Annotated in this window: 26 protein-coding genes; 14 read left to right on the top strand and 12 right to left on the bottom strand. The window is 57.4% G+C overall.

Annotated features, from left to right (window positions below):
- Positions 1 to 195: 195 nt before the first annotated feature.
- A complete protein-coding gene (locus NKJ21_RS01005) occupies positions 196 to 1,404 on the top strand; it encodes an HD domain-containing phosphohydrolase (protein ID WP_254732647.1) in 1,209 nt (402 codons plus the stop codon).
- 73 nt (positions 1,405 to 1,477) lie between these two features.
- Entirely contained in the window at positions 1,478 to 3,262 is a 1,785-nt protein-coding gene (locus NKJ21_RS01000; protein ID WP_012542132.1) for a sensor domain-containing diguanylate cyclase, read from the top strand.
- Between the two features lie 6 nt (positions 3,263 to 3,268).
- On the opposite strand, the gene NKJ21_RS00995 is transcribed toward NKJ21_RS01000, so the two are convergent.
- Positions 3,269 to 4,159 (bottom strand): LysR substrate-binding domain-containing protein, encoded by an 891-nt coding sequence (locus NKJ21_RS00995; protein WP_012968530.1) that lies wholly within the window; start codon positions 4,157 to 4,159, stop codon positions 3,269 to 3,271.
- Between the two features lie 120 nt (positions 4,160 to 4,279).
- Here NKJ21_RS00995 and NKJ21_RS00990 point away from each other — a divergent pair, with 120 nt between their 5' ends.
- Positions 4,280 to 5,782 carry a UbiD family decarboxylase gene (locus tag NKJ21_RS00990; RefSeq protein ID WP_012542133.1) on the top strand — a complete coding sequence of 501 codons (1,503 nt, stop codon included), beginning with the start codon at positions 4,280 to 4,282 and terminating at the stop codon, positions 5,780 to 5,782.
- A gap of 75 nt (positions 5,783 to 5,857) precedes the next feature.
- Here the strand turns inward: NKJ21_RS00990 and NKJ21_RS00985 are convergent, their stop codons facing one another.
- Together NKJ21_RS00985 and NKJ21_RS00980 are read right to left on the bottom strand one after the other, a co-directional pair.
- Positions 5,858 to 6,268 (bottom strand): Spy/CpxP family protein refolding chaperone, encoded by a 411-nt coding sequence (locus NKJ21_RS00985; RefSeq protein WP_012542134.1) that lies wholly within the window; start codon positions 6,266 to 6,268, stop codon positions 5,858 to 5,860.
- A gap of 129 nt (positions 6,269 to 6,397) precedes the next feature.
- Positions 6,398 to 7,084, bottom strand: a complete 687-nt coding sequence (locus tag NKJ21_RS00980; RefSeq protein ID WP_016160694.1) for an EAL domain-containing protein — start codon at positions 7,082 to 7,084, stop codon at positions 6,398 to 6,400.
- Between the two features lie 467 nt (positions 7,085 to 7,551).
- Here NKJ21_RS00980 and NKJ21_RS00975 point away from each other — a divergent pair, with 467 nt between their 5' ends.
- Entirely contained in the window at positions 7,552 to 7,740 is a 189-nt protein-coding gene (locus NKJ21_RS00975; protein ID WP_032691162.1) for a hypothetical protein, read from the top strand.
- Here NKJ21_RS00975 and NKJ21_RS00970 read toward each other — a convergent pair.
- The gene (locus NKJ21_RS00970) at positions 7,719 to 8,351 is read right to left on the bottom strand and encodes a helix-turn-helix domain-containing protein (RefSeq protein WP_008807698.1); all 633 of its coding nucleotides are present in this window, start codon (positions 8,349 to 8,351) and stop codon (positions 7,719 to 7,721) included. The genes NKJ21_RS00975 and NKJ21_RS00970 overlap by 22 nt on opposite strands.
- A 573-nt stretch (positions 8,352 to 8,924) precedes the next feature.
- Between NKJ21_RS00970 and NKJ21_RS00965 the strand changes: the two genes are divergently transcribed.
- On the top strand, positions 8,925 to 9,122 hold the full coding sequence (locus tag NKJ21_RS00965) for a hypothetical protein (RefSeq protein ID WP_004140506.1): 198 nt from the start codon (positions 8,925 to 8,927) through the stop codon (positions 9,120 to 9,122).
- Between the two features lie 58 nt (positions 9,123 to 9,180).
- Here NKJ21_RS00965 and NKJ21_RS00960 read toward each other — a convergent pair whose 3' ends face one another.
- The gene (locus NKJ21_RS00960) at positions 9,181 to 9,975 is read right to left on the bottom strand and encodes a helix-turn-helix domain-containing protein (protein WP_012542139.1); all 795 of its coding nucleotides are present in this window, start codon (positions 9,973 to 9,975) and stop codon (positions 9,181 to 9,183) included.
- A gap of 77 nt (positions 9,976 to 10,052) precedes the next feature.
- Here NKJ21_RS00960 and NKJ21_RS00955 point away from each other — a divergent pair, with 77 nt between their 5' ends.
- The 3 genes from NKJ21_RS00955 to NKJ21_RS00945 are packed head-to-tail and all read left to right on the top strand — an operon-like array spanning position 10,053 to position 13,226.
- Complete coding sequence (locus NKJ21_RS00955; protein WP_224229520.1) at positions 10,053 to 12,104, top strand: FUSC family protein; 2,052 nt, start codon at positions 10,053 to 10,055, stop codon at positions 12,102 to 12,104.
- Positions 12,097 to 12,309: a DUF1656 domain-containing protein gene (locus NKJ21_RS00950; RefSeq protein WP_023322380.1), complete on the top strand. Its 213-nt coding sequence runs from the start codon at positions 12,097 to 12,099 to the stop codon at positions 12,307 to 12,309. The genes NKJ21_RS00955 and NKJ21_RS00950 overlap by 8 nt, the downstream gene beginning before the upstream one ends.
- Positions 12,306 to 13,226 (top strand): HlyD family secretion protein, encoded by a 921-nt coding sequence (locus NKJ21_RS00945; RefSeq protein ID WP_254732645.1) that lies wholly within the window; start codon positions 12,306 to 12,308, stop codon positions 13,224 to 13,226. Before NKJ21_RS00950 ends, NKJ21_RS00945 begins: the two co-directional genes overlap by 4 nt.
- On the opposite strand, the gene cydB is transcribed toward NKJ21_RS00945, so the two are convergent.
- From cydB to NKJ21_RS00915, 6 genes are all read right to left on the bottom strand, one after another.
- The gene (cydB, locus tag NKJ21_RS00940) at positions 13,220 to 14,230 is read right to left on the bottom strand and encodes a cytochrome d ubiquinol oxidase subunit II (protein ID WP_012542144.1); all 1,011 of its coding nucleotides are present in this window, start codon (positions 14,228 to 14,230) and stop codon (positions 13,220 to 13,222) included. The genes NKJ21_RS00945 and cydB overlap by 7 nt on opposite strands.
- Entirely contained in the window at positions 14,227 to 15,633 is a 1,407-nt protein-coding gene (locus NKJ21_RS00935) for a cytochrome ubiquinol oxidase subunit I (protein ID WP_039103088.1), read from the bottom strand. The genes cydB and NKJ21_RS00935 overlap by 4 nt, the downstream gene beginning before the upstream one ends.
- A gap of 55 nt (positions 15,634 to 15,688) precedes the next feature.
- The gene (locus tag NKJ21_RS00930) at positions 15,689 to 16,576 is read right to left on the bottom strand and encodes a manganese catalase family protein (protein ID WP_043875502.1); all 888 of its coding nucleotides are present in this window, start codon (positions 16,574 to 16,576) and stop codon (positions 15,689 to 15,691) included.
- 16 nt (positions 16,577 to 16,592) lie between these two features.
- On the bottom strand, positions 16,593 to 17,099 hold the full coding sequence (locus tag NKJ21_RS00925; RefSeq protein ID WP_254732643.1) for a ferritin-like domain-containing protein: 507 nt from the start codon (positions 17,097 to 17,099) through the stop codon (positions 16,593 to 16,595).
- A 26-nt stretch (positions 17,100 to 17,125) separates the two neighbouring features.
- Complete coding sequence (locus NKJ21_RS00920; RefSeq protein WP_008807707.1) at positions 17,126 to 17,620, bottom strand: ferritin-like domain-containing protein; 495 nt, start codon at positions 17,618 to 17,620, stop codon at positions 17,126 to 17,128.
- A gap of 89 nt (positions 17,621 to 17,709) precedes the next feature.
- Positions 17,710 to 17,895, bottom strand: a complete 186-nt coding sequence (locus NKJ21_RS00915) for a general stress protein (RefSeq protein ID WP_004150795.1) — start codon at positions 17,893 to 17,895, stop codon at positions 17,710 to 17,712.
- A gap of 611 nt (positions 17,896 to 18,506) precedes the next feature.
- Between NKJ21_RS00915 and NKJ21_RS00910 the strand changes: the two genes are divergently transcribed.
- A complete protein-coding gene (locus NKJ21_RS00910) occupies positions 18,507 to 19,700 on the top strand; it encodes a zinc-dependent alcohol dehydrogenase (RefSeq protein ID WP_008807708.1) in 1,194 nt (397 codons plus the stop codon).
- A 107-nt stretch (positions 19,701 to 19,807) separates the two neighbouring features.
- On the top strand, positions 19,808 to 20,035 hold the full coding sequence (locus NKJ21_RS00905; RefSeq protein ID WP_012542149.1) for a DUF1272 domain-containing protein: 228 nt from the start codon (positions 19,808 to 19,810) through the stop codon (positions 20,033 to 20,035).
- Positions 20,036 to 20,089: 54 nt separating this feature from the next.
- On the opposite strand, the gene NKJ21_RS00900 is transcribed toward NKJ21_RS00905, so the two are convergent.
- Entirely contained in the window at positions 20,090 to 20,635 is a 546-nt protein-coding gene (locus tag NKJ21_RS00900) for a cysteine hydrolase family protein (protein WP_094955168.1), read from the bottom strand.
- 322 nt (positions 20,636 to 20,957) lie between these two features.
- On the opposite strand from NKJ21_RS00900, the gene NKJ21_RS00895 reads away from it, so the two are divergent.
- The 4 genes from NKJ21_RS00895 to NKJ21_RS00880 all read left to right on the top strand — a co-directional run bounded on the left by NKJ21_RS00895 (position 20,958) and on the right by NKJ21_RS00880 (position 22,987).
- Positions 20,958 to 21,431 carry an OsmC family protein gene (locus tag NKJ21_RS00895; protein WP_022066230.1) on the top strand — a complete coding sequence of 158 codons (474 nt, stop codon included), beginning with the start codon at positions 20,958 to 20,960 and terminating at the stop codon, positions 21,429 to 21,431.
- 137 nt (positions 21,432 to 21,568) lie between these two features.
- On the top strand, positions 21,569 to 21,892 hold the full coding sequence (locus NKJ21_RS00890) for an antibiotic biosynthesis monooxygenase (protein ID WP_012542151.1): 324 nt from the start codon (positions 21,569 to 21,571) through the stop codon (positions 21,890 to 21,892).
- Positions 21,885 to 22,277, top strand: a complete 393-nt coding sequence (locus NKJ21_RS00885; protein WP_032732783.1) for an amino acid-binding protein — start codon at positions 21,885 to 21,887, stop codon at positions 22,275 to 22,277. Before NKJ21_RS00890 ends, NKJ21_RS00885 begins: the two co-directional genes overlap by 8 nt.
- Positions 22,274 to 22,987: a helix-turn-helix transcriptional regulator gene (locus tag NKJ21_RS00880; RefSeq protein ID WP_254732641.1), complete on the top strand. Its 714-nt coding sequence runs from the start codon at positions 22,274 to 22,276 to the stop codon at positions 22,985 to 22,987. Before NKJ21_RS00885 ends, NKJ21_RS00880 begins: the two co-directional genes overlap by 4 nt.
- Positions 22,988 to 23,130 lie beyond the last annotated feature (143 nt).

The raw sequence follows: 23,130 nt of genomic DNA, 5'->3' as shown, positions 1-23,130 counted from the left end.
AGGTTCTCGCATCAACATCGCCCAAATCTGGTGCACGGCAGGCTCTGAATCGGGCAGCGCTATGAACCTGATACATTCTGGGTATTAACCTGTTCAGCAGCCAACTACACAACACGCATTGCGATCAGATTATCGACACTTCCGTCACCCGCGAGGTCATTTTTGCCCGCCAGGTAACGCGTACGGAGAACAGAAATGCGTATTGCCCTGAAATCAGCGCTAATGCTGACGACCAGAGTCATTCAGATCATTAACCCTGAACTGCACCGGCATATGCAACGAACGGCCTTAATCGCCCTGACGCTGGCGCAAAGGCTGGGGCTGCCTGCCGAGCGGCAGCAGACCATTTTTTGCGCCGCGCTGCTGCACGATATCGGCGTGCTGGGAGATAAACGCACCATTCATTCGCTGGATGCCATCGATAACATCCACGATCCGCATCAGCGCCAGGGGGCGGCGATGCTGGAAGGGTTAGTGACCTTTCTGCCCATTGTCCCCTTCATTCGCGATCACCATTTTAGCCCGGACCACCGGGGTAGCCGCGAACAGCATATTGTCTATTTCGCCGATGCCTTTGAACGGCTGCTGCCTGCCGGGAGTCACGTGGCCGGCTGGCCCACACGGGCGGTGGTGGAACAGTTCGTCTCCCTGCACCGGGAGATCGATCCGCCGCTGTGCGATATGCTGTGCGAGGTCGCTGAAAATGCGAACTTCTGGCAGCACCTTCATCCCGGCCATATTCAACGGCTGCTGGAAATTATTGGTCCCATCAACACGCTGTATCTGGATATTCATGGTCTGAAAGATATCTGCCTGCTGATTGCCAAAATTGTCGACACCTACAGCAGCTTTACCGCCACCCATAGCATCATGGTGGGGGAAATCGCCCGCCAGCTTGCCCGCTGGATTCAACTACCGGAGCCCATCTGCCAGCAAATTCAGATTGCCGGCTATCTGCACGATATCGGCAAGATCTCTATCCCGCTTTCCATCCTCGAAAAAGAGGGCGAACTGGATGATGACGAACTGGGCCAGGTGCGCGAGCACAGCTATATGACGGGCGAGATCCTCAGCGACTACAGCGAGCTCGGCGACATCATTAACTGGGCGTCGAATCACCATGAAAAACTGGACGGCAGCGGCTACCCTCTGCATCTCGAAAAAGATCATCTGACCCTCGCCGACCGTATTATCTCTATCGCCGATATTTTCACCGCGCTGACCGAAGATCGCCCTTATCGTAAAGGAATGGCCTGGCAAGAGGCCTTACAGATTATGGAAGCGGATGTTATAAATGGCGCTCTGGATAGCGATGTCTTTCTCGTTTTGCGCCACCATGCGGAAACGCTGCACGCCATCATTCTTCAGACCCTCGAACACCCCCGCAGCAAGCACCGCCCCTGAGGCAGGCCGCCGTCATGGCGGGGGGCGAGTTCTATAATTAAAACAGCTTCATCTGCATGCAAGGAAATACAGGGTGAGAATCGCCACCATCACCAACTGGGCTTACGGGATCACCGTCGGCCTGACGCTGGCATCCGGCAGCGCCATGCTTATGGCCTCCAGCGCCGACCGCGTCGAACGCCAGGCGGTACAACAGCGCCAGGTCTTTGATACCCTCTCCGACGAGGTGGAAAACGACGCCTGGGCGCTGTCTGACCTCGCCCGGCTGTACGTGGTTAAGCCTTCGCCGGAGACGCTTACGCAGTATCAGCAACTGCAGCAGACCGACAAAAGCATTGAGCAGCGGCTGGCCGGACTGAAAGATAACGGCGCCAGCCGCGAGGAGCTGGCGCTACTCCAGGATGGTCTGCGGATCGCCGATGAGCTTCAGGATGAACAGCAGGCGGCCCTGACGCATGTCGCCCGCGGCGATGCGCCAGCGGCCATCGCGGTGCTGTACGGCAAAGCGTATGAGACCGAACTGGAGCGCATGCAGACGCAGATCGATCGCTTCCGTCAGATGCTTGAGCATCGCGCCGCCATCGCTATCGACCAGGCCACCGAGCGCTCGCGGATCTGGCGTACGCTGTCGGAAATCATGGTCGGCCTGACCGCCCTGATGTTTTTGTTTGTCCTCGGCTTCATTCTCAAACGCCGGGTGCTGTACCCGGTGGTCCGTCTGAGCGACGTGGTGCAGCGTCTCGCCTCCCAGGACTATGCGGTGGAGACGCCGCACTTCACCCAGGTGGATGAGATTGGCGATATGGCCCAGGCGATCCGCATTTTTCGCGAGAACGGCCTGGCCCGCCAGCAGCTGGAGCAGCAGCGCGACGCCGACTGGGCGATCCGTGAACTGCTGGCGCGTATGACCCAGCGTCTGCAGGGCTGTGAAACCATAGAGGATGTGATTAAGGTGGCGGAGCTGTTCGCGCCGAACATCGCCCCGACGATCCCCGGTAAACTGTATATTCTGGATACCGATCCATGGCAGATGCGCTGCGTGGCGCAGTGGCTGTCGCCCGCCGGGGAGACGACGTCCTTTGCTCCCGACGACTGCTGGGCGATACGGCGGGGACTCAGCCATCCGCCGGTGCAGGGTGAGCCCGATATCACCTGCTATCATCTGCCGGAGGCGCACGCCGGCCAGTCGCTCTGCGTACCGCTCATCGCCCAGGGCGAAGCGATCGGTCTGCTGAGCTTTCAGAACGTCACCGCCAGTGACGCCCCTTCCCGGGCTTACCTGGAGCTGATGGCCGAAGCGCTGGGGCTGGCGCTCGCCAATCAGCGTTTACGCAGCGCCCTGCTGGAAAAAGCGTTGTTCGATTCGCTGACCGGCCTGCGTAACCGCCATCATCTTGATGAAGCGCTGCACTCGCAGATGGCGCTGGCGGTCCATACCCACACCCCGCTGAGCTGCCTGATGATCGACATCGATCACTTCAAAGCCATCAATGACCGCTACGGCCATGAAGCCGGGGATCTGGTGATTAAGAGCGTCGCGACCATTGTGCAGCGCGCGGTGCGCGATATCGGCATGGCTTTCCGCTACGGCGGCGAGGAGTTTTTAGTGCTGCTCCCCGGCATTGACGAAGCCGGGGCGCACCAGTGCGCCAGCGAGATCTACACCCAGGTGCACAATATGACGCTGCGCGATGGCCTGACGGAGATAGGCCAGGTGGATGTGTCGATTGGCATCGCCAGCTACCCGCAGCACACCCAAAGCGACAGCCTGCTGCGCGCAGCGGACGCCGCGCTGTACCGGGCGAAAGAGCTGGGCCGTTCAAGGATTGTCAGCTTTGGCCGCCTGAAGACCCGCTAAGCGGGATTATTGCTCAGCGGCATTAAGCAGCGAGATAACTTTCCGCACCACCGCCGAACGGAAATGGCGGTGGTAAACCATGCTCAGCTCACTCTCCGCCAGCCGATCCTGAAGATCGATATACACCACGTTATCAAGGCGTAAGGCCCGCGCCGAGACCGGCACCAGCGCCACCCCTACCCCGGCGGAGACCAGGCTAATCATCGAGGTGACATCGTTAATTCGCTGCACCACCTGCGGCGTAAAACCCGCGACGCGACAGGCGTCAATAAATACCTGCTCCAGTCCGGTGCCCTGCGGATCGTCAAGCGAGATCCAGTTGTCAGTGCGCAATGAGGCCAGATTGAGCGCCCCCACGCCTGCCAGCGGATGCTGTTGATAAAGCGCCAGGCAAAGTTTTTCCCGCACAAATGGCCTGACCACCAGCGCGTCCGGCGGTGACGCCAGCGGCGCGCGGATGATGGCGATATCCAGACGCAGATCCAGCAGCGCTTCGTAGAGCATTTGCACATCCCCCTGCACCAGCGACAGCTCAATCCCCGGCCAGTCAGCGCGCAACTCGCGCAGGAGCCCCGGCAGTTTGCTGTCATACATCGCACTGGAGACATAGCCCAGATGCAATCGCCCCTGCTCGCCTCGCGCGGTGCGCTGGGCGTCCAGGACCGCCTGATCGGCCATCTCCAGCGCCAGCCGCGTCTTCTGCAAGAAGGCCTCGCCCGCGGCGGTGAGGGTCAGGCGCCGGTTAGCGCGGGAGAAGAGCACCACGCCCAGGCGCTGCTCGAGTTGTTTAATCTGCTGGCTGAGGGCGGGCTGGGCGATATGTAACCGCTCCGCCGCCCGATGCATATGTAATTCTTCAGCAACGACCACAAAATGGCGTAACGCTCGAAAAGACATGGCCGAACTCCGCGGAGTAAATTGATAATAAAAATGTTATCAATAACGCATGAATGATGCAATTGATAACCATTAGCCTGCGAAGCATACTGTGCGCATCGACACGCTAAGGAGAACATCATGACCGCACCGATTCAGGATCTGCGCGACGCCATCGCGCTGCTGCAACAGCATGACAATCAGTACCTCGAAACCGATCATCCGGTTGACCCTAACGCTGAGCTGGCCGGCGTCTATCGCCACATCGGCGCGGGCGGCACCGTGAAGCGCCCCACGCGCATCGGCCCGGCGATGATGTTTAACAATATTAAGGGCTATCCGCACTCGCGCATTCTGGTGGGCATGCACGCCAGCCGCCAGCGGGCCGCACTGCTGCTGGGCTGCGAAGCCTCACAGCTGGCGCTGGAGGTAGGCAAAGCGGTGAAAAAACCGGTCGCGCCGGTGGTCGTTCCGGCCAGCAGCGCCCCCTGTCAGGAACAGGTCTTTCTGGCCGACGATCCGGATTTTGATTTGCGCACCCTGCTCCCGGCGCCCACCAACACCCCGATCGACGCCGGTCCCTTCTTCTGCCTGGGCCTGGCGCTGGCCAGCGATCCCGACGACGCCTCGCTCACCGACGTCACCATCCACCGCTTGTGCGTCCAGGGCCGGGATGAGCTGTCGATGTTTCTCGCCGCTGGCCGCCATATCGAAGTGTTTCGCCAGAAAGCCGAGGCCGCCGGCAAACCGCTGCCGATAACCATCAATATGGGACTCGATCCGGCTATCTATATCGGCGCCTGCTTTGAAGCGCCAACCACACCGTTTGGCTATAACGAACTGGGCGTCGCCGGTGCGCTGCGTCAGCGTCCGGTAGAGCTGGTACAGGGCGTCAGCGTCCCGGAGAAAGCCATCGCTCGCGCCGAGATCGTTATCGAAGGGGAACTGCTGCCGGGGGTACGCGTCAGAGAAGATCAGCACACCAACAGCGGCCATGCGATGCCGGAATTTCCTGGTTACTGCGGCGGCGCCAATCCGTCGCTGCCGGTCATTAAAGTCAAAGCGGTGACCATGCGAAACAATGCGATTCTGCAGACGCTGGTAGGGCCGGGCGAAGAGCATACCACCCTCGCCGGGCTGCCAACGGAAGCCAGTATCTGGAATGCTGTCGAGGCTGCTATCCCGGGCTTTTTACAAAATGTCTACGCCCACACCGCGGGCGGCGGTAAATTCCTCGGGATCCTGCAGGTGAAAAAACGCCAGCCCGCCGACGAAGGGCGTCAGGGGCAGGCCGCGTTGCTGGCGCTGGCGACCTATTCCGAGCTGAAAAATATCATTCTGGTCGATGAAGATGTGGATATCTTTGACAGCGACGATATCCTGTGGGCGATGACCACCCGTATGCAGGGGGATGTCAGCATCACGACAATCCCCGGCATCCGTGGTCACCAGCTGGATCCTTCCCAGACCCCGGCATACAGCCCGTCGATCCGCGGAGAGGGTATCAGTTGCAAGACAATCTTCGATTGCACGGTGCCGTGGGCGCTGAAATCACACTTCGAGCGCGCACCGTTTGCCGATGTCGATCCGCGTCCGTTTGCGCCAGAGTATTTTGCCCGGCTGGAAAAAAACCACGGTCAGTAAAATCAGGTGGTAGCCGCCGGAGCACGGCGGCATCTTCCGGGCCAGCATCACCTGCAGCGGGTGGCTGACGCAGGGTTAGTTGATCGCGGCGGAGAGGTCTTTTTTCACCTGCTCACGCTGCTCGGGGGTCAACACCTGGCTCACGTCGAAGTAGTATTTCACACGATAATACCGCACCTGCTGGTCCAGTTGGCCAAAGGCGGCCAGCTGCTGTTTGACCTTAGCGTCATCCCATTTCCCGGAGTGGATAACGTCTGCCAGGGCACCATCCTGATAGCCGCTGATTTTAATCTGGCTTACATTGTTTTCGAATCCCTGACGCAGCGCCTGGATTTTGGCGACCTGCTCTTCACTCAGCTTCAGGTGCTGGACGACCGGATCCTGCGAGACAGACGGTATATCGGCGGAGGTCGACGCCTGGCTGGCTGCCGTAAAGCAGGTAGTCAACGCAATGGCGAGCAGGGTGTTACGCAAGCGAGTATTCACAGTGAATGATCCTTCAAAAAAGAAAATGAGAGGCGATTATCACTGTGCTAATAAAGACTATCTGTAACAAAGGGTTAATTTAAAACTGGATAAAAAAAGGGTGGTAAGAAACAGAAATCAGATCCCGGGTCAGCAGCACAGAAAGATATATTCATCCTTCCAGTAACGGCCCTGTCCAATGATATCCCCGGCGGCGCTGATTAACTGTTTTTGCTTTTCGGTTTCAATCCCCTCAACGATCACATGGCTGGTCAGGGTATGAATAGATTGCAACAGCCCGGGAAAAGCGGGGTCGTTTTCTTTATCCCAGAAGTAATCTTTATCCACTTTGACGCAATCGAAGCGGAAGCGCTCCAGCAGCGGGAAGGACGTCCGTCCGCGGCCAAAATCATCCAGCCAGACCGGGCAAAGCGCCGCCAGCGTGCTCAGCGCCGTCAGCTCACGTCCGGCGATAAACTCGTGAAAGTTCTCATTTATTTCCAGAGCAATGTGTTTACAGGAGCGCAGGAAATCACAGAGATAGCGATCCGTCAGAATAAAGTGGCTTAATAAATCATCAATATTCAGCGATATCGGTTTATTATCGACCCGGGCGAAATCAAATACAGAAAGTAACTCGATTTGCCGAATAAATAGAGCAAGCTTATCGCGTTCGGTAAGCGTGGAGAAAGAAAACGTCGACGCAGAGGTGGTATTTTGTGCGGGTGCTATAATATCTTTAGTAAGCAACTCCCACGAGTGGTAGCTGCCGTCATCGCTAATAGCGGGCTCCAGAACGAAGCGATAAGAGGTATTTTTCACGTTTTCTTCAACCATTTAAAAAATACCAAAAATAAGAAAGGGTTAAAGCATGTCATATATTTTCCGCCAACAAAAATAGTTTAAAGTGATCGATAATAATCATTCGATAGTTAAAAGCTATCAAGATATAATTTATTGATCGGTAAATTGAATTAATATAAATTAGCCACTGCTGTAACTCCCTCTGAAAAGTCAATTAAAATATTGTTTCAAACCAGCCAGTTACCAGAGTATTCTGCGTAAAGCCCGGTCGTCTCAAGCTTTGTGCTGCCAGGTAAAAAAAGAGAGGGGTAATAAAAATGAAAAATACAAGCCGCCAGTTTTAGTCATATCATTATGCCGAATATGAATAACGCTGCGTCCTGAGGCGCCGCTTCGCCTGGCATGCCATGAGTCCTCAACAAAAAAGTGTGACTCAGTCGACAAAACGTCATACTTTCCCGCTATCCTGCAGCGAAGAAGAGTGAAGTGGATGACAGGCAGTGAAAAAAATAAACGTGATTCCGCTGGGGCTGATGCTATTCATGCTCATCGCCAGCGCATGGCTGGGCCCTGCGCCGCGGCACACCGGCAGCATGCAGTGCGTTTGGTTTGACGGGGCAATGGTGAGCTGCCTGCCGAAGCAACGACTGGGCGAAGGCTCGCCGCATCATTTACTGGTCAGACGATAAACCGGTACTCGCCGGGTGGTGTTGAACAGATTATCGCTGGCTTCCACCTCTTCCGTGACAATTCCCATGCCGGACCGGCGCAATTGCGCAATGTCCGCCGCCACCCGCTGACTGCCGAACCAGAACAGCGCATCAAGCGCGGTAACCGGCAAGCCGGCAAGTAACGCATGGCGAAGCCGCTCCCGGGCCGGCTTTATCTCGCGGGCAATCTGCTGGTACGGGGCTGCCGTCGGTCCCTGCGGATCGACGCGACGGATACGGTTTGACAGGTGGTAATGGAAGGACTCCGGAATCGGCTGTAAATCCTGCTTCAGACTGTAGACACAACCGTAACGTTTGCCGTTGAAAACGGCGGCTTTACGATTGAGCTGCAGCTGATCGCGCACGTCGGCGATCAGCTGCGGCGCGCGCACCAGCAGCAGGCGAAAAGGCAATTCGAAGCTGGTGACATAGTCGACATTCAATAGCGCAATGCGCAGACGCTCCTCAGCCCCGGCCTGCTGCTGACGACACTCCAGATAGACCTCACGCCACTGCGCTCTGAGCCGTGGCGACTCACCGGCTTCGGTAAACTGGTATTTTTCAATATCGTAATCAATTCTCCCGGCCACCGCGCATTCCTTTCTGAATCAGTCCGGCGTCATAATAACATCCTCTGGCGCAGTACCCTATGCCGAGCGTCCTCGCGCATCCCCTTCCCGGTTATTTACGATACAGATAACGGGTGATGACCACATCAAGGAGATACAGCAGGAAAATAACGCTGCTTAACCACAATAAACCTGCGAATAAATCAAGTAATTGCATCGTTGCTCCCTCACTGTTAGCCATCGCCGAATGACGCCCCTCACCATAAAGTAGTTAAGTTCTGCCTTAACAGCCACCGAATAAATTTATTTAGTCAAAAGAAAGCCCGGCGCTATTGTACGTTCATTTTACTGTCATCAATTTGTCATCATAAAATGTCTATCATCAACCCGCGCCGCAGGGTTGTCCCGCGCCTCATGGCATCCTGGGGAAACGCGCGGCCACAGGTTTAACAACATGGAATAATATCGCCCCACCGTATCCTTAATGACATTGCATCATCTTATATCAGGCGCCACTGTCATCCTGCTGAATAATCCGGAAAAACGCTTTAAACAATAAACGCCCTGCTGATTGGTTTACCATGGAGAAATAAGATGCCCAGCGAAAAAGCCCGCAGCCTTGACCATTTCTATGAATTACTGGCGACAGGACAGCACCCGAAAATTGAACTCGATTTTGATGTCGCCGCGGACGATTTTTTTAAAATCGCCACCGAGTTTGGCGACATTGGCGCGAGGATCACCCGGGTTAACGAACGATTTATTATTAAGATCAAGCCGCCGAAAGCGTAAGCGCCCCCTGCCGCCTTGTTGGGTGCCACGCCAGCCGTCGCGGCCCGACAAGGTTTTCTTAACGAGCCGCGGTCTGACGCTCGGCAAAATAGTGCGCCGGTGTCGTCCCCATCGTTTTTTTGAACATGGTAATAAAGGCATTTACCGATTCATACCCCAGCTTAGCCGCCACGTTTTGTACCGAAACGCCGCTGGCCAGCTCCTGCAGGGCAATAATCAAATGCAGCTGCTGGCGCCAGCGCCCGAAGGTCAGGCCGGTCTCCCGCAGCATCACCCGGGCCAGCGAGCGCTCACTCAGCGCCAGACGCTTCGCCCACACCGACAGGGTGCTGCGATCGTCAGGATGGCTGACCAGCCGGTCGGCCATCGCCCGAATTTTGGGATGTGCTGAGACGGGCAGATTCAGGCGCTGCGCCGGCATGGTCGCCAGTTCGTCAAGGGTCACTCGGGTGAGTCTCCCGGCATGGCTATCCGCCACATAATCCGCCCCCTCACGAGTGAGTCGCTCCACCAGCTCGTGGATCAGGGGAGAGAGCGCCAGGGTGCAGCAGCTGCCAGGCAGCGCGGCAGCGCCGGGTTCAATAAACAGATAATTGAGGCGCGCGTTCCAGGTGGCGGACACACTGTGCGGAATACCGCCCGGGATCCATACCGCGCAGCGAGGCGGCACAATCCACAGGTTATTTTCCGCCCGACAACTCACTGCACCATACAGCACAATAATCAACTGCCCTTTGCGATGGGTATGCACCGGCACTTCCGCTTCATACTCGACAAAATCAAGATGACAGGCGACGGCCGGGCAGGACGCGGCGTCCGGATCGTACAGCGTATTGGCAAAAGGTGATGGCATGCGATTGGCCAGATTCAGGTATTTTTTGACAGAATAGAGTATTTCGCCGCAAGCGCAAGCCAGCCATAATCCGCAGCATGAACATTAACCGCTTTCGCCAGTCCTCCTGGCTGCGTGCCGCAGGCGCCGTCGCGCGCCCTTTCATGCCGCAATCGACTTCAGCCGTCCTGCGCAGTGATGCCCAGGCAATACTCTTTTCCGCAAAGAGTTTCGCCGCGGCGATGCTGGCGTACTATCTTGCGCTATCCATCGGTCTGCAAAGGCCTTCGTGGGCCATCATCACTGTCTATATCGTGTCGCAGACCTCGGTGGGCGCATCGCTAAGCCGCAGCGTCTATCGCCTGGTCGGGACCCTCGTCGGCGCGGCGGCCACCGTCTTCATCGTGCCCACCTTCGTTAACCAGCCGATCCTGTGTAGCGCCATGCTGGGCCTGTGGATCGCGGGTTGCCTGTGTCTGTCGCTGCTTGAACGCACGCCGCGCGGATACGCTTTTTTGCTGGCGGGCTACACCGCGAGCCTGATTGGTTTCCCCGCCGTCTCCGTGCCCGGGACCATCTTTGACCTCGCGGTCATTCGGGTGGAAGAGATCGCCATCGGTATCTTGTGCGCCGGATTGATTCACCGCTTCGTGCTGCCGGTGCGCATCGCCGGGCGGTTTAACAGCACGCTGGCACAGACGCTGGCAACCGCCCGGCAGCGGATCGCCGATACGCTGGCCGGTAAGCCGGTGGCGGCGGAAACCCTGCGGCTGGCGCTGAGCCTGCAGTTTCTGCAGGGCATCAACCACCATCTTCCCTGGGATGACGGTCTCTCGGTTCCCCACCGCCAGGCCAGAAAAGCGATCCACGACCGGCTGGCGCGACTGTTGATTGTTAATGGCGAATTGTATGACCGTTTACAGAGGTGCGGGCAGCCACCTGACGACCTGCAGACGCTGCTAACGGAGGCAGAGGTCTGGCTGAGAGGTCCGGAAGCCCACAGAACGGCGTTCTCCGCCGACGGGCTACTCTCCCGCTGCGAGCAGCTCATCAACCGGTGCGCCCCTGCGCAGACGCTGAACGAGGCGCTGCGCGTTAGCCTGGTGCGCCACCTGGCGGAAGCCATCCGTCTCCTGCAGCAGAGCGAACGGCTGGCGAAGGCGATTTATCACCGCCGATCGCCAACCCTGCCACCTGACGCCCGCGCGGTAAAGGGCTATGTTTTCCATCGCGATCCGCTTAGCGCTCTGCGGACCGCCTTCGGCGCCTTCGTCATCATCCTCAGCGGCTGCCTGATCTGGATAGGCTCCGCCTGGCCCGATGGCGGCACTGCGGTCTCGATCCTCGGCGTCTGCTGTAGCCTGTTCGCCAGCTTCGATGCGCCGGCGGCGCAGCTGGTGAAATACCTGATCGGCTGCGTGTGGGGCGTGCTGTTCAGCCTGCTGTATAGCTTCGCCCTGCTGCCGCAGGTGAGCGAATTTGTCCTGCTGGCGGCGATGCTCGCCCCGGTCTATCTGCTGGCCGGTTCGCTGCAGGCGCGGCCGCCGACCACCTTTATGGCGATGGGCATCACCCTGACGCTGCCGATATTGTGCGAACTGGGCCCCAGTTATCAGGGGGATTTCGCGACGGCGATGAATACGTCTATCGCGCTGTTTGTCGCCATCGGCTATGCCGCGTTTGGTATGCGCCTGCTGCAAACCGTGCAGGCCGATGCCGCTGTCCATCGTCTGCTGACGCTGTGCCGTCGCGATATCCGCCGCGCCGCGCGGGGCCGACTGGCGCAGAATGCCCACCGCTGGACCAATCTGATGATCGACCGGACCGCTTTACTGCTGCCGCGGCTACCGCAGAGCGGGCCTGCCGCAGGTCAGCTACTGGACAAGATGCTGCACGATATTCGTACCGGCCTGGCGGTGATCCACCTGCGCCGTAGCTATCAGCCGATGGATCGAGAAGCGGCTACCGCTGTGCAGACGCTGCTTGACGCCCTTAAACAGGAGCCGGACATAGAGGCCCTCGCGCAGCCTGTTGACGCGCTGTTGGCCCACGGTTTACCGGCTGATGCCGCCTCACATGAGCGCGCGGAAGCGCTCATTTCCCTGTATTGCGCCTTACATCGGCCTGAGGAGAGCCAAAACCATGCGTGATCTCGCGATGGGCGGGGTATTTTTCCCCGGCCTGCTGGTTGTCGGCCTTGTCGCCCTGCTCGCGACGCTGCTGCTGCAACCGCTTATTTTCTCCGTCCGGGGCCTGGGCCGCTTGCCCTGCCGCCCGCTGTGGGGGCTTTCCCTCTATATCGCACTCTTTTTTCTGCTTATGCAGGAAGTTAACATGCTGGGGTTTGCCGTATGACAGTCTATCTCACTCTTCTGGGCCGCTACGCCCTGACCTTAGGCGCCGTTGCCGCCGCCGCGCTACTGGCTTTCATTCTCTGGAAACAGGAGGCGCAAACGCCCTGGACCCGCGATGGTCGGATGCGGGCCGACGTGGTGCAGATCGCTCCCGATGTCTCGGGGCCGGTGGCCAGCGTGGCGGTGAAAGACAACCAGTGGGTCAATCGGGGAGATGTGCTCTATTCCATCGATCCGCGCTGGCTGAAGCTGGCGGTCAGTAGCGCCCAGGCGGAGGTGGAAGCCCGACGCCAGGAGATGGCGATGCGCCAGGATGCCGCCAGACGACGGGCGCAGATCCAGGGCGTCATCTCCAGCGAAGATCTGAAACAGACCAATAGTGCGGCCAGCGTCGCGGCCGCTAACCACCAGGGCGCGCTGGCGGCACTGGCGCTGGCGCAACTGAATTTAGCGCATGCCACCGTGCGGACGCCGGTGGCCGGGTACGTCACCCATCTGCGGCTACGCCCGGGCGACTATGCCACCGCCGGGGTGACGAAAGTGGCCATTATCGATGGCCAGCGTTTCTGGGTGGTAGGGTATTTTGAAGAGACCCGTCTGCGCCACATCCACGTTGGCGATACCGCACATATCACGCTGATGGGGTATGATCCGGTCATTACCGGCCATGTCGAGAGTATCGGACACGGGATCGGCGATACCAATGATGAGACCGGCGCCCTGGGCCTGCCGGAGGTCGAGCCGACCTTCAGCTGGGTGCGGCTGGCGCAGCGTGTACCAGTGCGCATCCATATCGATACCCTGCCCGAGGGGGTGGAACGGGTCGCCGGCTTGTCCGCGACTGTCTCGGTCATTCCCGCGCGGTTGGCGCGACGCGCCGGCAAATCCTCACCTGCCGGCGCGAATCAGGCTCAGTGATAGCCCTCACTGCCGGAGACTTTGCCGCGAAAGACGTAATAGCTCCAGGCGGTATACATCAGGATCACCGGGATAATGAGCAGCGCCCCCGGCAGCATAAATACCTGGCTGGAGGGCGGCGCGGCGGCATCCCACAGGGAGATATTCGGTGGGATAATGTTCGGCCAGACGCTGATCCCCAACCCGCTGAAGCCGAGGAAAATCAGGCCCAGCGTCAGGATAAATGGGCGGGCGTGGCTGGCGGGGCGCGCGCTCAGGCGCCAGATCCACAGGCTCAGCGCCAACACCAGGATCGGTACCGGCACGAACCAGAAGAAATTGGGCAGCGTAAACCAGCGCTCCGCCACATAGCGCCAGCCCAACGGCGTCCAGACGCTGACCACCGCGATCACCACCATCAGCGCCAGCAGCACCTTGCGGGTCAGCTCGCGCATCCGCTGCTGCAGCGCGCCTTCGCTTTTCATGATCAGCCACGTGGTGCCGAGCAGCAGATAGGCCACCACCAGCCCCAGACCGCAGAACAGGTTAAAGGGGGTAAGCCAGTCCAGCGTCGAACCGGCGAAGCGGCGGTCAGCCACCGCAAAGCCGTTGATAAACGCGCCGACGACAATCCCCTGGCTAAAGGTCGCCAGCAGCGAGCCGCCGGCGAAGGCATAGTCCCAGAAGGTACGATGCGAGGGAACCGCTTTAAAACGAAACTCAAACGCCACGCCGCGAAAAATCAGGCCGATGAGCATCGCCGTAAGCGGGATGACCAGCGCATCGGTGATCACCGCATAGGCCAGCGGAAAGGCGCCGAACAGCCCAGCCCCGCCGAGTACCAGCCAGGTTTCATTTCCATCCCAGACGGGCGCCACGCTGTTGACCATCACATCGCGCTCTTCGCCATCATGCACCACGCTGAACAGCATCCCAATACCTAAATCGAAACCATCCATCACGATATACATCAGCGTGGCGAAGACGATGATGACAAACCAAATCACCGAGATATCGATGCTCATGATGCGTTCTCCTCATCACGCACCGGCTCTGCCGCCGAGAGCGGACGCGCCGGGGTGCCGGCGGTTTGCGAGGTCAGCTCCGACACCGGTTGCGGCCCTTTTTTAATCAGCCGGAAAATGTAGTAATACCCCACGCCAAATACCGCGCAGTAGACCACGATAAACACCAGCAGGCTGATGGCCATCTGCAGCGTGCTGTGCAACGACACCGCATCCCGGGTGCGCAGCAAGCCGTAGATCACCCACGGCTGGCGACCCATCTCGGTGGTCACCCACCCGGCAACCAGGGCAATAAGGCCGGCAGGCCCCATGCAGAGCGCAAACCACTGAAAGGGACGCGAGTGATACAGTCGCCGCCGATAGCGCAGCCAGGCGCTGCAGATCCCTAAGGCGATCATCAACACGCCCATCCCAACCATGATGCGAAACGACCAGAAAACGGCGGGCGAATAGGGTCGGTCCTCTTTCGGGAAGTCTTTCAGCGCCGGCACCTGCTTATGCAGACTGTGGGTGAGGATCAGGCTGCCGAGAGCGGGGATCTCGAGGCCATAGCGGGTGCGCTCCTGTTCCATATCCGGCAGGCCAAACAGCAGCAGCGGCGTGGCCTCGCCGGGTCGGTTTTCCCAGTGCCCCTCGATGGCGGCGATCTTCGCTGGCTGATGCTCAAGGGTGTTAAGACCATGCATATCCCCCACCACCGCCTGGATTGGCGCTACCAGCAGCGCCATCCACATCGCCATCGACAGCATTTTGCGGATGGCCGGCGAGTCGTTGCCGCGCAGAAGATGCCACGCGGCAGAGGCCCCGACGAACATGGCGCTGCTGAGAAACGCGGCTATCGCCATATGAAACAAACGATACGGGAACGAGGGGTTAAAGATAATCGCCAGCCAGTCCTGCGGAATGAGATGACCATTTTCGATGGTAAAACCCTGCGGCGTCTGCATCCAGCTGTTGGAGGCGAGGATCCAGAAAGTGGAGACCAGGGTGCCAAGCGCCACCATGCAGGTAGTAAAAAAATGCAGCGCCGGCGGCACTTTATTCCAGCCAAATAGCATCACCCCGAGGAATCCCGCTTCGAGGAAAAAGGCGGTCAGCACTTCGTACAGCAGCAGCGGGCCGGTTATGCTGCCAGCAAACTGGGAAAATCCGCTCCAGTTGGTGCCGAACTGATAGGACATCACTAATCCGGAGACCACGCCCATCCCAAAATTGACGGCGAAAATTTTCAGCCAGAAATTGTAGAGTGAGCGCCAGACGTTATCCCGGGTTCGCAGCCACATCCCCTCAAGCACCACAAGGTAGCTGGCAAGGCCGATGGTGATGGCCGGAAAGAGGATATGGAAGGAAACGGTAAAGGCGAATTGCAATCGGGCCAGATGAAACGCGTCGAATTCAAACATATTCCACACCCATCATTGTGAATCGCCCCGGCCGCAGCCGGGGCTCATGCGAACATCACTTAGCCGATGAGGAAGTGTTTTGCTTACCGGCGCCGAGTTCGGCGCCGGTCAAAGGATCGCCCTGCGGGTCAGACTGCGTTCGCTTCAGCATCGCTTTGCACAGCGCTTCCTGCTCTGGCGTCAGGCCGACAGTAGCGCCGCCATCTCCGCCATCCACGGCCGGCTGCGGATCCTTGACATAATCGAAGTGTTTGTCACTGTTCCAGCTGCCGCGTACTTCTCCACCTTCAGACATATTGTAGTAGGTGTTAGCGTACTCGCTAATGGGCGGCAGTTTGCCCGGAGGATAGTTGTTGCGAATCGACTGCAGCGCCTTCTCAAAAGAGAGCTGATGCGCCGCTTCGCGGGTCATCAGGAACGCCAGCGCGTCTTTCACGCCGGGATCGTCGGTCACGTTAATCAGGCGTTCATAGACGATCTTCGCCCTCGCCTCCGCCGCGACATTCGACCGCAGGTCGGCGGTGGGTTCGCCGATAGTATCAATGTAGGCCGCCGTCCACGGCACGCCCGCCGAGTTGGTCAGCGGGGGACCGCCGCCGTACAGCAGCGAGGTAATGTGGCTGTCATTGCCGTTGGCGGTGAGTGAACGATAAAGTTCCGCCTCGCTCTCGGTGCCCTCCGCCAGAGCTCCTTTGGCGCCTTTATTCAGCATGCCGACCAGGGTGCCAATGATCTCCAGATGGCTCAGCTCCTCTGTCGCGATATCCATTAGCATGTCTTTGCGGCCGGGATCGTCATCGCTTAATCCCTGGGTGAAATAACGACACGCGGCGGCCAGCTCGCCCTGAGGGCCGCCAAACTGTTCGAGCAGTAAATTCGCGAGCCCCGGATTGGGTTCAGCAACGCGCACGGTATACTGCAGTTGTTTCACATGACGAAACATAGGCCTGCCTCCTGGGTTATTTTTTCGCTTCTACGCCGTCAGCATCTGAACGCAGGAGAAACTGCTCCGTGGTCTGAGGAATATGTTTGATCAGCCAGTCGGCCATTTCCCGCTCTTCCGCCAGGATAGCCTCAATAGCCGGGATGGAGGCGGTGTCGCCCGCTTTTTCAGCCGCCGCCAGCAGAGAGGTGTAGCAGGCGATCTCAAATTGCTCGAAGACGTACCCGCTGATCGAGCCTTTGACGATTTCATCGGAAGGAAACATTCCGCCGATGGACTGGCCGAGAGCCGCCATTTTACTCATCGAATCTTTAATCACCGAGCGCGAAATGTCGTTGCGGTCGAGGAGCTCTTCCAGCACGGTAATTTGCCGTTTGGTCTCATTAATATGCTGTTCAATTCTGGCACGGAGATCCGGATAATTATCGATACGGCCAGCCATCGATTCCAGCATGGATTCTGCCTGCTTTTCCATGGCATGCGCATCGCGTAGCCAGTCATGATAATGTTCAACGTGATTCATGGTCATTTCCTCGTGTCAGGGAGCGTTTATTTTTCCGCTTTTTTATTAATGTTACCTACCGCCAAATCGGTTAATTTAACGTCGGTTTGCTTTTCTTCTTCCAGCGTTTCGGCCAGCAATTTGACCGCTTTTTTATAGCCCAGCTGTTCTGCCAGGGTGACCAGGGTGCCGTAACTGGCAATTTCGTAATGCTCGACCTTTTGCGCAGCGGCAATTAGCGCAGCATCTCGTACCTCATTTTTTTCCGTGCTCTCAACGACTTCATTGGCCTCTTCGATTAATCCTTCCATGGCCACGCATTTCATGCGTTTGATTTTCAGGCCGGATTCCTGCTCAATAATCTGGTCAATACGTTCAATCTGGCCCTGGGTTTCTTCGAGATGAGCATTGAACGCCGCGCTGAGTTTTTCACTGGACGCCGCTCTGGCCAGTTTAGCCAGCCCGCGGGTTAATTGTTTCTCTGCGCTGTAGGTATCTGAGAGCAGGTGAATAAATACATCTTCAATGCTTTTCATATTCATAGAAATACCTTCTGGAGTCAGAAAATAACTGCGAGTCTATACAGACTCGCAGGAGATACTTTCACTTCAGGGTGCAAGGAAAAGGATAATCAGGAATTATCGGACTTGCGGCCACCGCCGTGGCTGTTTTGTCCGCCTTTTTTACCCGCTTCGGACGCACGCTGCGGATCATTTTTAAAGTTCCCGCCGCTGTGCTGACCACCTTTACGACCTGCTTCAGAAGCTTTTTCACGGTCTTCAGCAAAATTACCGGAACCACCACGATGCTCTGCCATATTTCACCTCATGTATATCGGTTATGTCAGTACGATACGAAAATATTCCGTATCACTCGTCGTTCGATATTTAACTCTAGCGGGTAATGCTGGTTAGTCAAATTATTATTCCGTTTTCCCGACGTCTTTCAGCAGTAATTCGGAATAATTCTACAACACACATTAAAAATAACCAGACGGCACATCACCGCTAACTTACTGTGTGCGGGGAAATAATACCTGCAGCCCTCGTTTTATCGATACAATCGGAGTACTCCTGTTGAGGTATATAACGAAGCGGCGCGGCGAGGCTTCGTCGGCATGAAATTCAGAACTTTTCTAAAGATAACCAATAAAAAAAGCCGCTGGGGGAGCGGCTATCAAATAAAAAAAATGGAGCGAATATCATGCCTGATTAAGGCTAGCCTTCTTCATCCGAATATGCAAATAACCCAACAAACCAAACGTAAAATAAGCGAAACGTAAAACACACCCAACAACTGAAATATCACGCAGTTCCATTACTTGTACTCTACGCTTTATTTTTACGGTGGTTTATCGGTGGCCATCGCGTCAGGTCAATATGCCTTTGCACCTGATGCGGTCAGCCGTTCTCTCCAGGAGAATATGCAATGAAAGCACTCACTTATCATGGTCCCCATCATGTCAGCGTCGACACCATGCCCGACCCGGCCCTTGAAGCGCCGGACGATATTATACTGCGCGTCACCGCGACGGCGATTTGCGGTTCCGATCTCCATCTTTACCGCGGAAAGATCCCCGGCACGCATCACGGCGATATTTTCGGCCATGAATTTATGGGGGAAGTGGTGGAAGCGGGTTCCGAGGTCACCGCGGTCCGCAAAGGCGACCGGGTGGTTATCCCGTTTGTGATCGCCTGCGGAGACTGCTTCTTTTGTCGCCTGCAGCAGTATGCCGCCTGCGAAAGCACCAATAGCGGCCAGGGGGCGACACTCAACCGAAAAGGCATTTCGCCACCGGCGGCCCTGTTTGGCTATAGCGATTTGTACGGCGGCATCCCGGGCGGCCAGGCAGAATATGTACGGGTCCCCAAAGCCAATACCGGTCCATTTAAAGTGCCTGACACCTTACCCGATGAAAAGGTGCTGTTTCTGTCAGATATTCTGCCCACCGCCTGGCAGGCAGTAAAAAACGCCGAGGTCAAACCCGGCAGCAGCGTGGCTATTTTTGGCGCCGGCCCGGTAGGGCTGCTGTGCGCCTCCTGCGCCAGGCTCAATGGCGCAGAGCAGATATTTATCATCGATCATAACGATTACCGACTCGATTTCGCGCAGCAACGCTATGGCGCGATCCCGATAAACTTCGACACCCATGACGACCCGGCGCAGTGGATTATCGATAACACGCCGGGACATCGCGGCGTCGACGCGGTGATTGACGCCGTGGGCTTCGAGGCGAAAGGCAGCCTCACGGAAACCGTCCTCAGCAATCTGAAAATCGAGGGCAGCAGCGGAAAAGCCCTGCGCCAGTGCATCGCCGCCGTGCGCCGCGGCGGTATCGTCAGCGTGCCCGGGGTTTACGCCGGTTTCATTCATGGGTTTATGTTTGGTGATGCCTTTGATAAGGGGCTGACCTTCAGGATGGGGCAAACCCACGTCCATGCCTGGCTGCCGGACCTGCTGGCGCTAATTGAGCAAGGGCTGCTCACCCCGGAGGAGATCGTCACTCACCATATGCCGCTGGAGGAGGCCGCGCGCGGCTATCAGATCTTTGAGAAACGCGAAGAGGCATGCCGCAAAGTCATCCTTGTGCCGGGGATGCAGCCCGGGAAGGCAACGCTTTGAGGCGGAAGTTAATCCGCCCTTCTCGGCAGCCAGTCCGGGCCGTGATATAAAAACAGCATGCGTTGACCCGCCGTCGCTGATACAGCCGTTAACCACAGGAGAAGTTAATGCTCGAGTTACGCCCGAATTGCGAATGCTGTGATAAAGATCTGCCGCCAGACTCACCCGAGGCGTTTATCTGCTCGTTCGAGTGTACTTTTTGCCGGGACTGCATGACGGCGCGGCTGCACGGTCGTTGCCCAAACTGTGGCGGCGAACTGGTGCGGCGCCCTGTGCGTCCCGAAGAGGCGCTGCGGCGGCACCCCGCCTCCACCCTGCGCCGCCATGCACAGTAAAACCGGATGAACTGGCGTGGCAAACGGGAGCCATCGAGCTCCCTTTCTTCATCCTTATTTCTCTGCAGAAAAGTGCCACTCTGCGGCGGTCGATAGCGTCACAAATGGCCCGGCAAGCGTGATATTGTGATGGCCGATAATGTCAGGCGCTGACAACCGTTCGTTATCCATGGTTGAGTGCGCATCCGAGATCAGCACCGTCCGCCATCCCAGCGCCGATGCCGCACGGCAGGTCGTGTCCACGCAGAATTCGGTTTTCATCCCGGCAATAACCAGCTGTTTTACGCCGGCCTGGGCGAGCCGATGCGCAAGGTCAGTGTGCTGGAAACAGGAGGGGTACTTTTTAATAAAGACGATATCCCGCTCGCCGTTAACACCCATCTCAGGCAGCAGTTGGGTTAATGGACTTTGTGCTGAGAACGGAGAATCGTCCGGCCCGGTATGGCGGGCAAAGAAGACGGGCACCTCAGCCTGTCTCGCTTTTTCAATCAGCAGGCAAACGTTCGCCAGAAGCGCATCGGCCTGATACGGAGAAACCGGGCCATGGAAAAGCCCCTGCTGCATATCGATAATTAAAAGGGCATGCTCAGATGAAATCATGATGGGTCTCCATTCAGTGTGTCACGAACGGAGAGGTCTCTCCCCGTCGACATTAGCGGGGAGTGAGGATCTGTTTGTCAGGAGCCGGTCACAGATACGCCCACACCACCGCAGGTTACGGTCGTGGTGGTGGTGACGGTGGTGGTTGGCTGCACTGACGTAATCATTATCTGACCTTCACTGATTCCTTACCGATAAAAGATAAGCACGATTAAAACGGCTCTTTTCTTATAGCATTGAGCAGATACGGATGGCAATTTATGCGCGATCAACGCAGCCGCCAGCACATAAATCCCCCCCTCCACAGAGAAAAGGCAAATCTATGCAACATGCTTATACCAGCCATATCACATGGACCGGCAATCAGGGCACGGGTACTTCGGGTTACAAGGCTTATGCCCGGACCTGGGATATCGCGGTAAAGGGAAAAGAACCCATTCATTGTTCAAATGATCCATTACTTGGCGGCGATCCCGGCAAAATGAACCCGGAAGATCTCCTGCTCTCTTCTCTCTCAGCCTGTCACATGCTGTGGTACTTACATCTGGCCTCCGATGCCGGGATTACGGTCATGGAATATCAGGACTCACCGGTGGCAATGGGTGAAGTATTAAAAGGGGGCGCGGGTCGCTTTATTTCTGCCACCCTCAGGCCGAAAATCACCGTACTATCAGGTACCGATCTCGACGCCGCCACGGCCATTCATCAGCAGATCCATCACGTCTGTTTTATCGCCCGTTCGGTCAATTTCCCGGTCAGTTACCAGCCTGAATTTATTATTTTTAACGCAGAGTAACGCGTTTCTGGGACGGTAATTCGGTGCACAGGGACGGCGGCTGAGGGTATCCCCCCTCAGCCATACTTCGCTGCAGACCGAAGCATTCTGCTCGGGCCGTCAGTAGACTGCAGGGACATTCACCACGGAGCAGACTGATGATTGCAGTACTTTTTGAGGCCGACGCCTTACCAGAAGCACAGGAAAGATATTTACAGCTTGCGGCCGGGCTGACGCCTTTGCTTTCAGACACGCCGGGGTTTATTGCCATTGAGCGCTTTCAGAGCCTGAGTACGCCCGGCAAAATCCTCTCGCTATCCTGGTGGGAAGATGAAGCATCGGTGGCCAACTGGCAGCAAAATGAGCGGCATCTGGCTGCCCAGCGCGAAGGTAAAGCATCGATTTTTTCATACTACAGAATACGCGTTGCCCGCGTGTTCCGGGATTACGCATCGGATCGGGGAGCGCAGCCAGATGTATGACATCCACGTGATTCTCAGCAACACGCCGGGCTCGCTTGGCGCAATGGGTATGGCGCTGGGTAACAACGGCGTGGGGCTCGAAGGCGGCGGCGTATTCACCACGCCTGAGGCCGGACATGCGCATTTTCTGGTGGAAGACGGTGAGAAAGCCCGCAGGGTACTGACCGAGGCCGGCTTTGCCGTCAGCAGTGTATGCCGTCCTCTGATCAGAAAGTTACCTCAGGAACGACCAGGGGAACTGGGCGACATCGCAGACACCCTGGCCCGCAATGGCATTAATATTCTGGTACAGTACAGCGACCACCGTAACCGGCTCATTCTCATTACCGATGATGACACCCGGGCTGCGGAAGTGACCAAAAAATGGGCCATACTTTCTGAATGAATCTCCTGAAAACGCAGCAAGACAGTGAGCCAGAGGAGGCGCTGGAAACCGCTATGGCGATGGTGGCCTCCGCCCTCTCTGACCCGTCAAGGGTCAGTATTCTGTGCGCGCTAATGGATGGGCGCGCATGGACGGCAACCGAACTCAGTACGGTTGCCGAGGTGTCTGCCTCCACCACCAGCGGGCATCTTGCCCGACTGCTCAGCAACGGGCTGGTGGTCTGTCTCGCGCAGGGGCGTCACCGCTATTACCGCCTGGCGGGCGCGCATATCGCCGCGCTGCTGGAAAACCTGATGGGCGTCTCTATGCAGGCGCATAAGACGCTTCTCCCCAGCACGCCGGTTAATCTTCGTTACGCACGCACCTGCTACGACCATTTGGCGGGCGAGCTGGCGGTGAACATTTATGAGTTTATGCTGCGGGAAAAATGGCTGGCGGCCGATGGCCTGGCCCTGACATCAGCCGGTAAAGCCCAGCTTGAACGCCTTGGCACAGTACTGAACACCCGCCCGCGACGTAAGCCTTGCTGTCCCTGTCTTGACTGGAGTGAAAGACGTTTTCATCTGGGCGGTGACGCCGGTTCGTCGCTGATGGCACTGTTTGAGCAGAAAGGATGGATAACCCGCACGCCGGGATATCGGGAAGTGCAAGTGACGGATAGCGGCAGAGCGGCGTTGTCCCGGCTGTTTAATCTGAAAGTGAGCGGATAGCGTATTGCTTTTCAGTCACCCATTTGGCGCCTTAACGTTCGGCGCGGTTTTAACCTGCATTTTCTCCCCGAACTCACCCTCTAACTTTGGTGCATCTGTTTGCATGTCCGCATAAATTCCGCACCTCTATGTCGGGGAACGTG

Origin of the sequence: Klebsiella sp. SWET4 (assembly GCF_024296565.1) — a bacterium.
GTDB lineage: Bacteria > Pseudomonadota > Gammaproteobacteria > Enterobacterales > Enterobacteriaceae > Klebsiella > Klebsiella variicola.
This window is presented reverse-complemented; position numbering and strand designations above follow the sequence as displayed.